The following is a 15691-nucleotide window of genomic DNA, read 5'->3' as shown; positions in this document are numbered from 1 at the left end:
TGTTGCGTATCGCAACAGTACGGAAACCAAGCCGCTACAATGCCGCAACACTTCCGCTTAGGTACGAGGTCATCAATGCAGGGAAATTCATCCGCGTCTGCCGTTACCGCCAATCCGCTGTTAAGCGACTCCTGGTTCCGTAGCCAGCTGTATGGCCTCGATCGCACCGCCGACGATTTTCCTCGTGTTCGCCAGGGTGAGCTGGCAGACCTGCTCGCCAGCAATGCCGGACTGCAGCAGTTCGCCCAGCCGGTGATTAACCAGCTGGCGCAAAAACTGGCTGAGAAGCAATCGGTGGTCATTCTCTCGGATGCCACCGGTTTGGTACTCAATACCTTTGGCGATATGCCCTCGATGGAAAAAGCTCAGCGTTATGCGCTAGCACCCGGCAATTTGTGGAGTGAATGCGGGCGTGGCACCAATGCGATTGGCACCGCGCTGGCGATTGATGACGGCTGCGAAATTGCCGGCCATCAGCACTTCCTGACGCTTAATCAAGGGCTGTACTGCGCGGCGATGCCGTTGCAAATGCCGAACGGTCAGATTGCTGGCGTGCTGGATATCTCCGGTCCGGCGCACTTCCCACATCCGCAAACCTTTAGCTGGGTCAAAGCCGCAGCGAAACAGATTGAGTATTTGTGGGTGAAGCAGAGCCTGCATCCGCAGCAGTGGTTGATGAGCCTGCACCTTCAGCCACAAGGCATCGATACCAGCGATGAGCTGCTGCTGGTATTTTCAGATAACGTGTTGACCGCCGCGAATCGTCTGGCGATGCGCGAGCTGGCATTGAGTAGCGATCAACTCGGCAGCGTGACTTTCCAGCAGCTGTTTCCGCAGCAGCAGCAACACGCCAATACCCTTCCCATGCCGCTCGATTACGCCACCCAGCGCTACTATTTCCGCCTGCGCGCGCCCCAGCGCAGCCATTTCGCCGCACCGAGCGAACCTACCCGCGATCTGCCCTTCTCGCTGCATCGCGATGGCGAAAAGATGGTGCGGCTGCTTAACGCCGGGGTGTCACTCTGCATTCACGGCGAAACCGGCAGCGGCAAAGAGTTTGTAAGTCGTGCACTGCATCAGCAGAGCCGCTGGCGTGAAGGCAAGTTTGTGGCGATTAACTGCGCGGCAATCCCGGAAGCGCTGATTGAATCCGAGCTGTTTGGCTACCAGCCCGGCGCCTTTACCGGCGCCAACAAGAGTGGCTATATCGGCAAAATACGCGAAGCGGACGGCGGCGTGCTGTTCCTTGATGAGATCGGCGATATGCCGCTGGCGCTGCAAACTCGCTTGCTACGGGTGTTGCAGGAGAAAGAAGTGGCGCCGCTCGGTTCCAGTCGCAGCTGGCCGGTAAATTTTGCCGTGATCTGCGCCACGCACCGGGATTTGGCACAGCGCGTGGCAGAAGGTGAATTCCGCGAAGATTTACTCTATCGCCTGCAGGAATTTTCTATGACCATTCCGCCGCTGCGCGACTGGCCGGATATCGAAGGGTTTATCTGCCGTTTATGGCTCGAGCTGGGCGGCGCAGAACGTGACATTCAGCTTTCGCCTGCGCTGCTGACCGCGCTGGCACAGCTGCCGTGGCCCGGTAATGTGCGGCAATTACGCAGCCTGTTACGCGTGCTGCTGGCGCTGGCGGATGAAGGTGAGGAAGTGACCGAAGTGCATTTACCTGCCGAATATCGCCGCGCAGCACTACCCATGCAGGAAGATCGGCAGAGTCATGATGAACGCTTAATTAGCGAAACGCTGCAGCGCTTCAATGGCAATATCAGTAAAACGGCGCAGGCATTGGGCGTCGCGCGCAGCACGCTATATCGTCGTGCGGCGCGCGACAAACGCGATTAGTCGCGGAAGTTTTTGAACTGGAAAGGCTGGCCGAGGTTACCACCGCGCACCAGCGCCATCGCACCCTGTAGATCGTCGCGTGACTTACCGGTTACGCGCAGTTCTTCACCCTGAATCTGCGTCTGTACTTTCAGCTTGCTGTCTTTGATCAGTTTCACCAGCTTTTTGGCGATATCGCTTTCGATACCCTTTTTCAGCTTGGCTTCAACCGACCAGCTTTTACCGCTGTGCACAATCTCTTCCGGCACTTCAATTGCCGCGCCTTCAATGCCACGCTTCAGCAGCTTTTCGCGCAGAATATCCACCAGCTGTTTTACCTGGAAATCAGATTCGCTGCTGATTTTGATGGTCTCACTCTTTTCGTTGAGCTCAATGGTTGCACTCACGTTACGGAAATCGAAACGGGTTGAGATCTCGCGGCTCGCATTCTCCACGGCATTTCGCACTTCCGACAATTCGACTTCGGAAACGATATCGAAAGATGGCATCTTTTCTTCTCCTGATACTAAAGTGACATGCATAATACGCGTCTTGTGGCGCTAATAAAACACGATACGCGGAAAGCTATACTTACCCATATCGTGAAAACAGGAACCCGCCCACGGGAGGCAAAATGAAAATTACCGTGTTGGGATGTGGCGCCTTAGGTCAAATTTGGCTCGCCGCGCTCGCCCGTCAGGGACATGAGGTTCAGGGTTGGCTGCGTGTGCCACAGCCTTACTGCTCAGCGAATGTCATCGATCCCCAAGGCAAGGTGAGCAATCACAGATTTATTGCTAACGATCCGCTGTTCCTCGCCGAAAGCCAGCTGTTACTGGTGACACTAAAAGCGCCACAGGTTTCGCCTGCGGTGAAAAACCTGCAAAGCGTGCTGCCTGCGCATGCCCCCATTTTGCTACTGCACAATGGCATGGGCACGCTGGATGAGCTAAAAGATGTGCGTCAGCCGCTGCTACGCGGTATCACCACCCACGCCGCGATGCGTGATGGCACGGTGATCAAGCATGTCGCCCAGGGTATGACACATATCGGTCCGGCTAATCGCGAGAGCGCTGCCCTGAGCGATATCGCCGATATTCTGCATCAGGCGCTGCCGGATGTGGCCTGGCATGACAACATCGCCGCCGCCAGCTGGCGCAAGCTGGCGATCAACTGCGTGATCAATCCGCTAACCGTCGAGCACGACTGCCAGAACGGCGCGTTGCGAGCCTGGCCAGAGCAAATCGCCACTTTGTGTGAAGAGATCGCCTGGGTGATGGAGCGCGAAGGCCAGCATATGGCGGTGGATAATCTGCGCGGCATTATTTACGACGTGATTGATAGCACCGCCGCCAACACCTCATCGATGCTGCAGGATGTGCGGGCGCAGCGTCTAACCGAAATTGATTACATCACTGGCTACCTGTTGCGCCGCGCCCGCGCGCAGGGTATTTCGCTGCCGGAGAACACCCGTTTGTACGATCTGATTAAACGTAAGGAGTCCCACTATGAGCGCGAACGCATCGGTTCTGGTTTGCCTGGCACATGGCAGTGAGGAGACCGAAGCGGTCACCACTATCGATTTGCTGGTGCGCGGCGGAATAAGTGTCACCACTGCCAGCGTCGAGAGTGACGGCACGCGCGAGATCGTCTGTTCGCGCGGCGTGCGCCTGCTTGCGGACGCGCCGTTAGTAGAGGTCGCCGACAATGATTACGACGCGATTGTGCTGCCTGGCGGTTTAAAAGGCGCAGAAACCTTCCGCGACAGCCCGCTACTGGTCGAGACCGTGCGCCAGTTCCATGTTTCAGGCAAGATTGTGGCGGCAATCTGTGCCGCGCCGGGCACCGTTTTGGTACCGCACGATCTGTTCCCGGTGGGCAATATGACCGGTTTTCCCGGCTTGCGTGACACCATTCCAGACAGCAAATGGATGGAGCGTCGCGTGGTATGGGACCCGCGCGTAAATCTGCTGACCAGCCAGGGACCAGGCACTGCGATGGACTTTGCTTTGAAGCTGATTGATTTGCTGGTGGATAAAGAGAAGGCGCGCGAAGTCGCTGCGCAGCTGGTGCTGGCGGCGGGGATTTATAACTATCAGGAGTTTGAAGAGCGTTAATTCACTGGGGTCGCCATCAAGACGCCCCAACAAAAACGGTAAGGTGCGCATTCATGCGCACCTGGAGCTTAAGGACGATAAACCTTCACGTTTTTGAAGCCCTGCTCATGCAGATACAGCGCCTGCAGGCGACTCATCACACCGCGATCGCAATACAGCAGCCAGGTTTTACTCTGGTCCAGATCGCCGAATTGGGTGCTGAGTTTGTAGAACGCCAGAGGTTTGACCTCAACGCCTTCAAGTGCCAACGGCTTCGCGTCCTGCTCATCCGCCGAACGAATATCCAGCACCACATCGTTGCTGGTGAAGGAGTCGACGGTTTCCACTTCCACCACTTCTTCTTCGGTCTGTTCAGCGATTTCACGGATATCGACGTTGCTGGCTTCCTGCACGACACGATTCAGAATCTCGAAATCGAAATTCAGCTCTTCCGCTTCGATCTTCGCTTTCACCGCCTTCACGGTCGGGCTTTTCGAAATCACACCGCAATATTCCGGCATGGTGCGGGCAAAATCTTCGGTGCCGATCTTACGCGCCACATCGATGATGTGCTCTTTATCGTGTGAAATCAGCGGACGCAAAATCAGCGTATCAGAGGCATTATCGATCAAACGCAGGTTGGTCAGCGTCTGGCTGGACACCTGACCGAGCGCTTCGCCGGTGACCAGCGCTTGCACGCCGTAACGTTCTGCCACCATTGACGCCGCACGCACCATCATGCGCTTCAGCACCACGCCCATCTGGCCGTCGTCAACCTTCTCCAGAATCTCACCGACTACCGGCTCGAAGTTGATCGCCACAAAACGTACGCGATGCGAACGACCAAAACGCTGCCAGAGATAATGCGCGACCTGACGTACACCAATCTCATGTGCCGCACCGCCAAGGTTAAAGAAGCAGTAATGCACACGGCAACCGCGACGCATCAGCATGTAGCTGGAAACTCCGGAGTCGAAACCACCGGAAATCAGCGACAGTACATCTTCCTGCGTCCCTATCGGGAAACCGCCCAGACCTTCATAACGTGCGGTGATCAGTAACAGGCGATCGTCTTCGATCTCCAGGTTCACCGTTTCATCCGGACGATTAAGCTGCACCCGCGCGCTGGCGATGTGCTGATTAAGACCGCCGCCAACGTAGCGTTCAACATCCTGCGAGCTGAAGCTGTGCGTTCCGCGGCGCTTCACGCGCACACAGAAGCTTTTGCCTTCCAGACGCTCGCGATTAAGCACCAGCGTCTGCTCGAAGATATCGTGCATGTCGGTATAGGCGCGATCTTCCACCGCCAACACGTGGTGAATGCCGGGAATACGCGTCAGTTCGGTGACGATGGTTTCACGCAGCGACTCATTTTTGGAACGCACTTCAACGTGATCCCAATGGCGCACGACCTTGATGTCTTCATCGACGGTACGCAGGATATTACGAATGCTGCTGGTAAGAATTTTGATAAAGCGCAGACGCACCGACTGACTTTTGATGGTGATTTCTGGGAACAGCTTGATGATAAACTTCATGGCGACAGGGGTTCGTTTGGGCAAATAAGTGCTAAAAGCATCGGCACTTAGCTGTTAAAATCATATAATTGCGGGTTGATTCAGGAGCCCCCGCATCCGAGGCGCAAAAGTATATCACCTTTGAGGGGTGACTGCTTCTGCTACCGCAGTCACATTCATTATTTTGCTAATTAATCCTCGTCGGCTACCATGACCGATTGCAACATAATGTCCTAACCTGTGAGTCGACACTGATTATGCCGAAAAAAGCCGAAGCGCCAGCCAGTTTTGAAAGCGCATTACAGCAGCTGGAACAGATTGTTAGCCGTCTGGAAAGTGGTGAGTTGCCGCTGGAACAGGCGCTAAACGAATTTGAACGCGGTGTACAATTGGCACGTACCGGTCAGCAAACCCTGCAACAGGCAGAGCAACGGGTGCAAATCCTGCTCAGCGATGAGAAAGATGCCGCCCTCGCCCCTTTTACGCCGGATAATGAGTAATGGATTTCGCTAAACTGCTGAGCGCGTACCATCAACGCGTCAATCAGGCGTTGACGCGCTTAATAGATCCACTTCCTTTTCAGAGTTCTCCTCTGGTGAATGCCATGGAGTATGGGGCATTATTAGGCGGTAAACGTCTGCGTCCCTTTCTGGTGTACGCCACAGGCGAAATGCTGAAGGCCGACGCGGCCAGCCTGGATGTGCCGGCTGCCGCCGTTGAATGCATCCATGCTTATTCCCTGATTCATGACGATCTGCCGGCGATGGATGACGATGCGTTACGCCGCGGGCAGCCAACCTGCCATATTAAATATGGCGAAGACACGGCGATTCTCGCCGGCGATGCTTTGCAAACTCTGGCCTTTTCGATTCTGGCCGATCAGCCGATGCCTGGCGTCAGCGCCGAAGCGCGCATTGCGATGATTTCCGAACTGGCGCAGGCCAGCGGCGTAGCGGGCATGTGCGGCGGACAGGCGTTGGATTTAGCGGCTGAAGGCAAACGTATCGACCTGGCGCAGCTGGAACAGATTCACCGTCATAAAACCGGCGCGTTAATTCGTGCAGCGGTGCGTCTTGGCGCATTAGCCGCCGGAGAACGTGGCCGTGCCGCCTTGCCGGTACTGGATACCTACGCCAACGCCATCGGACTGGCGTTTCAGGTGCAGGACGACATCCTTGATGTGGTCGGCGATACTGCGGTGTTAGGGAAAACGCAGGGCTCGGATCAGGCGTTAGGAAAAAGCACCTATCCGGCCTTGATGGGGCTGGAAAATGCTCGCAGCAAAGCCTGGGATCTCTATCAAGAGGCGCTTGGCGCGCTCGATATTCTGGCTGCACAGTCTTACAACACAATCGCCTTACAAGCGCTGGCAAGCTTCATAATTGAACGCGATAAATAACTTTCATAATGAGTCTCTGATGAGTTTTGATCTTGCAAAATACCCGACACTGGCGTTAGCAAACACGGTTCAGGAATTACGTTTATTACCGAAAGAAAAACTTCCGGAACTGTGTGACGAGCTGCGTCAGTATCTGCTGGATAGCGTAAGCCGTTCATCCGGCCACTTTGCTTCGGGTCTGGGCGTCGTCGAGCTAACAGTGGCGCTGCATTATGTTTATAACACCCCGTTTGATCATCTGGTGTGGGACGTTGGCCATCAGGCTTATCCACACAAGATTCTGACCGGACGCCGCGATCGCATCGGCACTATCCGGCAGAAAAATGGCCTGCATCCGTTCCCGTGGCGCGGTGAGAGTGAATACGACGTGCTGAGCGTCGGCCACTCGTCCACTTCGATCAGCGCGGGCCTCGGCATGGCGGTTGCCGCCGACCGTGAAGGTAAAGGCCGTCGCACCGCCTGTATTATCGGCGATGGCGCCATTACCGCAGGCATGGCGTTTGAAGCGATGAACCACGCCGGTGATATCAAGCCGGATATGCTGGTGATCCTCAACGATAATGAAATGTCGATCTCCGAAAACGTCGGCGCGCTCAACAATCGCCTGGCACAGATTCTCTCCGGGAAAACCTATTCACGCCTGCGCGAAGGCGGCAAGCGCGTGCTGGGCGGTTTACCGCCGATTAAAGAGCTGGTAAAACGCACCGAAGAGCACCTGAAAGGCATGGTGGTGCCGGGCACGCTGTTTGAGGAGCTGGGCTTTAACTACATTGGCCCGGTCGATGGTCACGACGTGCTGACGCTGGTAAGCACGCTGAAGAACATGCGCGATCTGAAAGGTCCGCAGTTCCTGCACATCATGACCAAAAAGGGCAAAGGTTATGCCCCGGCGGAAGAAGATCCCATCACCTGGCATGCGGTACCGAAATTCGATCCCGCCAGCTTAGCGCTGCCGAAAAGCGTGCCGGGACTGCCAAGCTACTCAAAAATCTTCGGCAACTGGCTGAGCGAAATGGCCGCCGACGATCCGCGCCTGATGGCGGTGACGCCAGCGATGCGCGAAGGTTCCGGCATGGTGAGCTATTCGCGTGATTACCCGCAGCAATATTTTGATGTGGCGATTGCCGAGCAGCATGCCGTCACTTTCGCAGCCGGTATGGCGATCGGCGGCTATAAGCCGATTGTGGCAATCTATTCGACCTTCCTGCAGCGCGCCTACGATCAGCTGATCCATGACGTTGCCATTCAGAAACTGCCGGTGCTGTTTGCTATCGATCGCGGCGGCATTGTCGGCGCCGATGGTCAAACCCACCAGGGCGCGTTTGATATCGCGTTTTTGCGCTGTGTGCCAGAGATGATGATCATGACGCCAAGCGATGAAAACGAATGCCGTCTGATGCTTTACACCGGTTATCACTATCAGGATGGCCCAAGCGCGGTGCGTTATCCGCGTGGTACCGGCACCGGTGCGGTGCTGGAACCGCTGGCCAGTTTGCCGCTGGGTAAAGGTATCGTGAAGCGTCGCGGTGAAAAGCTGGCAATCCTCAACTTCGGCACCTTGCTGCCAGAAGCGGCGGCGGCCGCTGAAGCGCTGAATGCGACGCTGGTGGATATGCGCTTTGTGAAGCCGCTCGACGAAGCACTGATTACCGAGCTGGCGGCCAGTCACGATTCGCTGATCACCCTGGAAGAAGGCGCGATCAAAGGCGGTGCCGGTAGCGGCGTCAACGAGTATGTGATGGCAAAACGCCTGCGCGTGCCGGTGCTTAACCTCGGCCTGCCGGATGAGTTCATCCCGCAAGGCACGCAGGAAGAGGTGCGCCAGGATTACCAGCTGGATGCCGCCGGTATTCAGCAGCAAATCGCTGACTGGCTCGCCCAGTAAACTGCCCGACTCGCTCACCGCCCGGTGAGCGAGCCTGCTGCTATGCTTAGGGAACGATTTCCCTCAAGCATAAGAGCAGGAGCCCAAATGAAAACTATTCCCTTAGGCCAAACCGACTTACAGGTTTCGCGTCTCTGTTTAGGCTGCATGACCTACGGCGATCCTACGCGCGGTAATCACGCGTGGACGTTGCCGGAAGAGAGCAGCCGACCGCTGATCAAACAAGCGCTGGAGGCCGGCATTAACTTCTTCGATACCGCCAACAGCTATTCCGACGGCAGCAGCGAAGAGATCGTGGGCCGCGCGCTGAAAGATTTTGCCCGCCGCGATCAGGTTGTGGTCGCCACCAAGGTCTATTTCCCGCTCAGCAATCTGTCACAAGGCCTATCACGCAAGAATATCCTGCAGTCTATCGATGACAGCCTGACGCGTCTTGGCATGGAATATGTCGATCTGCTGCAGATTCACCGCTGGGATTACGATACGCCAATTGAAGAGACGCTGGAGGCGCTGCATGAGGTGGTGAAATCCGGTAAGGCGCGCCACATCGGCGCATCGTCGATGCACGCATCGCAGTTTGCTCAGGCGCTGGACCTGCAAAAGCAAAACAACTGGGCGCGGTTTGTTAGCATGCAGGATCAGTACAATCTTATTCAGCGCGAAGAAGAGAACGAAATGCATCCACTGTGCCAGCGTGAAGGCATCGCCGTGCTGCCGTGGAGTCCGCTGGCGCGCGGTAAGTTAACGCGTCCATGGGGCGAAACCACCGCGCGTTCGGTCTCGGATAACGTGATGGAGAAGCTCTATACCGGTACCGAAGAGAACGATGCGGCGATTGCCGAGCGTCTGGCCAATGTTGCGGCGGATAAAGGCGTGACGCGTGCCCAGGTGGCTCTGGCGTGGCTGTTACACAAGCCGGCGGTTACAGCGCCGATCATTGGCGCCTCGCGTGAGCAGCAGTTTGCTGAGCTGGTGAAGGCGGTCGATGTGGAGTTGAGTTCGACAGATATTGCAGAGCTGGAGACGGTGTATCAACCGCATCCGGTGGTAGGATTTGAGTAGTTTTTAAAACAGGTCGCCATAAATGGCGACCCTACGCTGATTTTGTCGGGTGGCCATTCATGAAAACCACTTTCACTTGCTGCCGAAGTGATCAAACCCTTTCAGATTTACGCTACGCGGCTTGCCGTTCTCCAGCAGTGTCAGCCCTTCCGATTCCGGAGCAATCTGGCCAATGCAGGTATAAGGCACGCCAAAATTGCCGAGCGCCACGTCCAGCGCGCCACGGTTAACTTCCGGCACGGTAAAGCACAGCTCGTAATCTTCGCCACCGCTTAGCGCCCATTGCAGCACCAGCTCAGGTTCGAAGTGATCGCGCAGCGCCGGTGAAAGCGGTAACGCGTCGAGATTGAGGCGTGCACCGACGCGGCTGGCAGTGAGCACATGGCCAAGATCGGAAATCAGACCATCGGAAATATCAATTGCCGAGGTTGCCAAACCACGCAACGCCTGGCCTTGCAGCACGCGTGGCATCGGACGCAAATGGCGTTTGATCAATGCTTCGTGCACCGCCGGATCATTCAGACGGTGACGATGCTGCAGCAGCGACAAACCGGCGGCGCTGTCACCCAGCGTACCGGTGACAAAAATCCAGTCGCCCGGCTTAGCCCCCGAACGTTTCAGCGCCCTTCCCACCGGCACCAATCCGTGAATGCCGAGCGTCATGCTGAGCGGTCCACGTGTGGTATCGCCGCCAATCAACTGCATATCGTAGTAATCCAGCAGCTCAAACAGGCTATCGCTGAAAGCCGCTACCCAATCTTCATCGATCTCGGGCAGCGTCAATGCCAGCGTCAGCCAGGCAGGATCGGCGCCCATCGCGGCTAAATCACTGAGATTAACGGCAACCGCTTTGTAACCGAGATCGGCAGGATGGATATCACGCAAGAAGTGGACGCCCGCAACCAGCGTATCGGTGCTGATGGCGAGGGTTTGTTTTTCTGGCACGTTGAGCAACGCGCAGTCGTCACCAATTCCTTTCTCCACATCGCGGCGGGAGCTGGTGACGCGGTTAAAGTAACGTGCGATCAGTTCGAATTCACCACAAGACATAAGTCAGGTCTCAATGAGAAAAAGGCCGGTAAACCGGCCTTTAATACTATTTTTTATTGGGTCGAATTTGCGGGGCAGCTTTGTCGAGGACACCGTTGACGAATTTGTGGCTGTCTTCAGCACCAAACACTTTTGCCAACTCAATGCCTTCGTTGATGGCCACTTTATACGGCACATCAGAACGCTTGCTCAGCTCATACAGCGAAATACGCAGGATGGCTTTTTCCACCTGGCCCAGCTCTTCGAGCTGACGCGACAGGTAAGGCTTCATCAGACCGTCCAGGTACGCGCTGTTAGTCGCCACACCGGCCAGCAATTCGCGGAAATAGCTAATATCGACGTCTTTGACGTCTTGTTCCGCCAGAAACTGGTATTCCACATCGGCAATGTCGTTCTTAGACAGCTGCCAGGAGTAAAGCGCCTGAACAGCGCACTCACGGGCGCGACGACGAGCAGCAGGTTTCACAAAATTCCCCTTACAAAAATCAGGCTTTGATGGCTTTCAATACGTTGATCATTTCGAGTGCAGTCAGGGCCGCTTCGGCACCTTTATTACCTGCTTTGGTGCCGGCGCGTTCAATCGCCTGCTCGATATTTTCAGTGGTCAACACGCCGAAGGTCACCGGGATTTCGCTGGTCATGGCGACGTGCGCAATGCCCGAGCTGGCTTCACCGGCCACATATTCGAAGTGTGCGGTGCCGCCACGGATGACAGTGCCCAACGCGACAATGGCGTCGTGCTTACCGGCTTTCGCCAGTGCGCGTGCTGCCAGCGGCAGTTCGTATGCACCTGGAACCCAGACAACGGTGATGTTATCTGCTTTCACCTGGCCGATGCGCTTCAAAGCGTCAATCGCGCCGTCCAGCAGGCTGTCATTAATGAAGTTGTTAAAACGCGCAATTACGATGGCAATGTTTGCATCAGGCGTGGCAACAGGAGCTTCGATAACTTTCATACATATCCTTTGGGTTGTTTTATGGCCCCGCAGAAGGGGGCGGATTCTATCATACTCTTTGGCGACGCGCTCAGGCTTTTCCGCGCGTTTTCAACGCGGAGTCAGCGTCAGGCGCAGGTCTTCGCCGACCAGGCGGACGTCGCTAAAATTCAGGGCGGGCGCATCTGCCAGTTGTTCTAATCCCGGCAGCGCGCACAGGCCGCGCGCGGTGTTTCCCAGCAGCTTCGGCGCCATGTAGACGATCAGCTCATCCACCAGCCCGGCTTGCAGCAGTGCGCCCGCTAAACTGGCGCCCGCTTCCACCCAAACGCTGTTGATCTGTCGCTGGCCGAGCAACATCATCATCGCCACCAGGTCGAGCTGTTCACCACGCTGCGGCACCGCAATTTGTGTGACGCTGGCGGGCCACGCTTGCTGATCGGGTTCACTGCGCATCAACCAGGTTTCGCCTGGCTGGCCGATCAAACTATGCTGCGGCGTGACGCGCTGTTGGCTATCAATCACTACGCGTACCGGCTGACGCAACTGGGCTTCATCAAGTTTTGCACGCACATCGGCGCTCAGTTCACCCCAGCGTACCGTCAGCGACGGATTATCCGCTAATACGGTGGCGCTGGTGCTAAGGATAGCTGAACTCTGGGCGCGCAGACGTTGCACATCGCGCCTTGCGGCTGCCGAGGTGATCCACTGACTTTCGCCGTTCGCCATCGCGGTACGTCCATCAAGCGATGCGCCGAGTTTCAGCTGGATCCACGGGAATCCGGTACGCATGCGTTTCAGAAAACCGCGATTCAACGCCTCCGCTTCGCTCATCATCAGACCGTGACTCACCTCGATACCCGCCTGCTGTAAACGATACAGGCCACGTCCCGCCACCTGCGGATTGGGATCCTGCATTGCGGCAACCACGCGCGTCACGCCGGCAGCAATCAGCGCATCGCAACACGGCGGTGTGCGTCCATGATGACTGCAGGGTTCGAGCGTGACATAAGCGGTTGCGCCTCTGGCGCGTTCACCCGCCATACGCAGCGCGTGCACTTCGGCATGCGGTTCGCCCGCGCGCTGATGCCAGCCTTCGCCGACAATCTCGCCCTCGCGCACAATCACACATCCAACGTTGGGGTTCGGTGTAGTGGTAAAGCGTCCGCGGCGCGCCAGTTCCAGCGCGCGCGCCATGTAGCGTTCGTCAGTCATGGATTAGTCCTGTAAGCGGGCGATCTCTTCACCAAAATCGCGAATATCTTCAAAGCTGCGATAAACCGAAGCAAAGCGAATGTAGGCCACTTTATCGAGCTTTTTCAGCTCATCCATCACCAGATTACCGATCAGCGCGCTCGGCACTTCACGCTCGCCGGTGGCACGCAGCTGGGTTTTTATGTGATTTACCGCACTTTCCACCGCATCAGCGCTCACTGGGCGTTTTTCCAGAGCCTTGATCATGCCGCTGCTGAGCTTATCTTCATTGAAGGGTTCGCGCACATCGTTGCTTTTCACCACGCGCGGCATCACCAGTTCGGCCACTTCAAAGGTGGTAAAACGCTCATGACAGTCCAAACACTGACGACGGCGACGCACCGACGATCCTTCACTAACCAGACGAGAATCAATCACTTTGGTGTCCACAGCGGAGCAGAATGGGCAATGCATGAGGCTTCCTGATGCGAGATAAATAGGCCACACAGTGTAGCGCGATCACGACACAAAATGTATGTGTGTGGCACATAATGTGTGAATCGCAGTTTGTGACGTTAAGCCAAATGCAAGACATCCCCTACATGCCCGCACGTAAAAAACCACTACGCTTAGAGAGCCGTCAGCAAGGCGGTACACCATAATTATCTGGAGGATGTATGGGTCTGTTCGATTTCGTGAAAGAAGCTGGAGAAAAACTGTGGGATGCCGTGAGTGGCGGCGACGATGCCAGTAAGAAATTGCAGGATCACATCAACAAGCTCGGCTTACCTGACAGCGATAAGGTGAAGGTGGATGTTAAAGGCGATACCGTTACGGTTACCGGCGACGGCATTTCTCAGGAGCTGAAGGAGAAAATCCTGGTGGCTGCGGGTAACGTCGCGGGGATCACCAAAGTGGATGACAAGGTCACCACCAGCGATTCCGTCACGCCCGCGAAGTTCTACACCGTAAAAAAAGGCGATACCCTGAGTGCGGTATCGAAAGAGGTCTACGGAAATCCCAATCAATACAACAAGATTTTCGAGGCGAACAAGCCAATGCTGACGCATCCTGATAAGATTTACCCTGGCCAGGTTTTACGTATTCCCGAATAAAGAAAGGACATTGCATGACGATCAGGACGTTTTGGGCACCAGCAGCACTCTCTTTGCTGGTTCTCAGTGGTTGCAGTTCAACGCCGGTTTCACCGCAGGTCAAAGAGTTGCACCAGGAAGTGAGTCAGCTTAATCAGCAGATGCGCAAGCTGACCAATCAGGCAACGGCGCTGGAAATTCAGGGACAGCTGAACAGCCAGTCCACCCAAGGCGCGTGGTTGTTGCCACAAGCCAATACGCCGGTGGAGCTTCAGACGCAGCTGGGTAAAGTGCGTTTGTCGCTCTCGCAGGTGGCGGGTGAAGCGGGCGGCAGTCGCGCCAATCTGAATATCCGTTCCACCGATGATCAGCCGATTCCGGCGCTGAGTGCCACCGTAGTCTGGGGCGAGATGGATCCGGCCAGCGGCAAACCGCTTAATGCGGGAAGCCTGAGCCAGACCATCGAGGTGCCTGCCAGCTTAATGCCACGCAGTATGGTGACCGTGCCGCTGCGACTGAGCGGCTTAGCGCCAGAACAGCTCGGCTACGTGCGCGTGCACGATGTTGAGAGTCCCGCTACCCACAAAACCACGCCCTGATCGACAGGCATAAAAAAACGGGCTGCCATTGGCAGCCCGTTTACTTTCTAACGCAGCATTACGGCAGAATCGAAGGCTGATCTGCGCCCTCTTTTTCCACTTTCTGCACCAGCATATGTTCACGCTTCATGCCGAGTTTCAGCGCCAGCGCTGAAGAGACATAAATTGATGAAATGGTACCGATGGTGACACCGATCAGCATGGTCAGTGAGAAGCCTTTCAGCAACGCACCACCAAACACGAACAGAATCATGATCATCGCCAGCGTAGTGATGGAGGTGATCAACGTACGGCTCAGCGTTTGAGTCAGCGACACGTTAGTGATGTCGTAAGAGGAACCGCGGCGAATCTTGCGGAAGTTCTCACGAATACGGTCGGATACTACGATCTTATCGTTAAGCGAGTAACCAATTACCGACATCAGTGAAGCGACAATGGTCAGATCGATTTCGACATGTGCCAGCGACAGAATGCCGCAGGTGATAATCACATCGTGCGCCAGCGCCAGTACGGTACCGAGCGCCAGACGCCACTCAAAGCGGAAGCCGATGTAGATCAGAATCGCAATCAGCGCCGACAGCAGAGCCATCGCACCCGCCTGCGCCAGATCGCTTCCCACGCTTGGGCCAACGAACTCAATACGCTTCACGGTGGCGTTCTGCTGGGTGGTCTGGCTGATGGATGCCACAACTTTGTTGCCCAGCTCCGTGCCTGCATTGCCGGTGGCCGGTGGCATACGCACCATTACATCGCGGCTGCTACCAAAGTTCTGCACCAGCGGCTCTTCAAAGCCCGCCTTCACTAAACCTTCGCGCAGCGCATCGAGATCCGCCGGTTTTTCCAGGTTAATCTCAATCACCGTTCCGCCGGTAAAGTCGAGGCCCCAGTTGAAGCCTCGCACACCGATAATGGCGATAGATGCCACAATCAGCAGACCGGAGATGATGAAAGCCAGCCGATCCCAGCGCATAAAGTCGACGACTTTACGCCCGTGGTTTAGCTGCTCAATACTATATTCCTGTGCCACAACGCA

Annotated in this window: 17 protein-coding genes; 9 read left to right on the top strand and 8 right to left on the bottom strand. The window is 56.0% G+C overall.

What is annotated here, in order from left to right; all coding sequences use genetic code 11:
* The first annotated feature begins 75 nt into the window (after positions 1-75).
* Entirely contained in the window at positions 76-1848 is a 1773-nt protein-coding gene (locus WH298_RS14485) for a sigma-54-dependent Fis family transcriptional regulator (protein WP_180823172.1), read from the top strand.
* On the opposite strand, the gene WH298_RS14480 is transcribed toward WH298_RS14485, so the two are convergent.
* Positions 1845-2336, bottom strand: a complete 492-nt coding sequence (locus WH298_RS14480; protein WP_007886994.1) for a YajQ family cyclic di-GMP-binding protein — start codon at positions 2334-2336, stop codon at positions 1845-1847. The two genes, WH298_RS14485 and WH298_RS14480, sit on opposite strands and share 4 nt — an antisense overlap.
* 125 nt (positions 2337-2461) lie before the next feature.
* Between WH298_RS14480 and panE the strand changes: the two genes are divergently transcribed.
* Positions 2462-3382 (top strand): 2-dehydropantoate 2-reductase, encoded by a 921-nt coding sequence (gene panE / locus WH298_RS14475; RefSeq protein ID WP_180823171.1) that lies wholly within the window; start codon positions 2462-2464, stop codon positions 3380-3382.
* Positions 3336-3944 (top strand): protein deglycase YajL, encoded by a 609-nt coding sequence (gene yajL, locus WH298_RS14470; protein ID WP_180823170.1) that lies wholly within the window; start codon positions 3336-3338, stop codon positions 3942-3944. The genes panE and yajL overlap by 47 nt, the downstream gene beginning before the upstream one ends.
* A 68-nt stretch (positions 3945-4012) precedes the next feature.
* Here the strand turns inward: yajL and thiI are convergent, their stop codons facing one another.
* On the bottom strand, positions 4013-5461 hold the full coding sequence (gene thiI, locus WH298_RS14465; protein ID WP_007886999.1) for a tRNA uracil 4-sulfurtransferase ThiI: 1449 nt from the start codon (positions 5459-5461) through the stop codon (positions 4013-4015).
* 236 nt (positions 5462-5697) lie between these two features.
* Between thiI and xseB the strand changes: the two genes are divergently transcribed.
* The 4 genes from xseB to WH298_RS14445 all read left to right on the top strand — a co-directional run bounded on the left by xseB (position 5698) and on the right by WH298_RS14445 (position 9786).
* Positions 5698-5940, top strand: coding sequence for an exodeoxyribonuclease VII small subunit (gene xseB / locus WH298_RS14460; protein WP_007887001.1), 243 nt, complete (start codon positions 5698-5700; stop codon positions 5938-5940).
* Complete coding sequence (gene ispA / locus WH298_RS14455; RefSeq protein ID WP_007887002.1) at positions 5940-6839, top strand: (2E,6E)-farnesyl diphosphate synthase; 900 nt, start codon at positions 5940-5942, stop codon at positions 6837-6839. Before xseB ends, ispA begins: the two co-directional genes overlap by 1 nt.
* A 19-nt stretch (positions 6840-6858) precedes the next feature.
* On the top strand, positions 6859-8724 hold the full coding sequence (gene dxs, locus WH298_RS14450; protein WP_180823169.1) for a 1-deoxy-D-xylulose-5-phosphate synthase: 1866 nt from the start codon (positions 6859-6861) through the stop codon (positions 8722-8724).
* Between the two features lie 87 nt (positions 8725-8811).
* Positions 8812-9786 (top strand): aldo/keto reductase, encoded by a 975-nt coding sequence (locus WH298_RS14445; protein WP_007887004.1) that lies wholly within the window; start codon positions 8812-8814, stop codon positions 9784-9786.
* Positions 9787-9858: 72 nt separating this feature from the next.
* Here the strand turns inward: WH298_RS14445 and thiL are convergent, their stop codons facing one another.
* The 5 genes from thiL to nrdR form a co-directional block, all read right to left on the bottom strand.
* Positions 9859-10836 carry a thiamine-phosphate kinase gene (gene thiL, locus WH298_RS14440; protein ID WP_049850807.1) on the bottom strand — a complete coding sequence of 326 codons (978 nt, stop codon included), beginning with the start codon at positions 10834-10836 and terminating at the stop codon, positions 9859-9861.
* A gap of 46 nt (positions 10837-10882) precedes the next feature.
* The gene (nusB, locus tag WH298_RS14435; protein ID WP_007887007.1) at positions 10883-11302 is read right to left on the bottom strand and encodes a transcription antitermination factor NusB; all 420 of its coding nucleotides are present in this window, start codon (positions 11300-11302) and stop codon (positions 10883-10885) included.
* Between the two features lie 19 nt (positions 11303-11321).
* Complete coding sequence (ribH, locus tag WH298_RS14430; protein ID WP_007887008.1) at positions 11322-11792, bottom strand: 6,7-dimethyl-8-ribityllumazine synthase; 471 nt, start codon at positions 11790-11792, stop codon at positions 11322-11324.
* Between the two features lie 90 nt (positions 11793-11882).
* A complete protein-coding gene (gene ribD / locus WH298_RS14425; RefSeq protein WP_180823168.1) occupies positions 11883-12986 on the bottom strand; it encodes a bifunctional diaminohydroxyphosphoribosylaminopyrimidine deaminase/5-amino-6-(5-phosphoribosylamino)uracil reductase RibD in 1104 nt (367 codons plus the stop codon).
* Between the two features lie 3 nt (positions 12987-12989).
* Positions 12990-13439 (bottom strand): transcriptional regulator NrdR, encoded by a 450-nt coding sequence (nrdR, locus tag WH298_RS14420; protein ID WP_007887015.1) that lies wholly within the window; start codon positions 13437-13439, stop codon positions 12990-12992.
* Between the two features lie 203 nt (positions 13440-13642).
* On the opposite strand from nrdR, the gene lysM reads away from it, so the two are divergent.
* Both lysM and WH298_RS14410 read left to right on the top strand, forming a co-directional pair.
* Entirely contained in the window at positions 13643-14080 is a 438-nt protein-coding gene (gene lysM / locus WH298_RS14415; protein ID WP_180823167.1) for a peptidoglycan-binding protein LysM, read from the top strand.
* A 14-nt stretch (positions 14081-14094) separates the two neighbouring features.
* Positions 14095-14658, top strand: a complete 564-nt coding sequence (locus WH298_RS14410) for a SadB/YajI family lipoprotein (protein ID WP_180823166.1) — start codon at positions 14095-14097, stop codon at positions 14656-14658.
* A 58-nt stretch (positions 14659-14716) separates the two neighbouring features.
* On the opposite strand, the gene secF is transcribed toward WH298_RS14410, so the two are convergent.
* Positions 14717-15685, bottom strand: a complete 969-nt coding sequence (secF, locus tag WH298_RS14405; RefSeq protein WP_007887019.1) for a protein translocase subunit SecF — start codon at positions 15683-15685, stop codon at positions 14717-14719.
* Positions 15686-15691 lie beyond the last annotated feature (6 nt).

It is taken from the genome of Pantoea nemavictus (assembly GCF_037479095.1).
Classification (GTDB): Bacteria; Pseudomonadota; Gammaproteobacteria; order Enterobacterales; family Enterobacteriaceae; genus Pantoea; species Pantoea nemavictus.
Note: the sequence above shows the minus strand (reverse complement) of the source record. Positions and strands in the feature narration are given on the sequence as shown.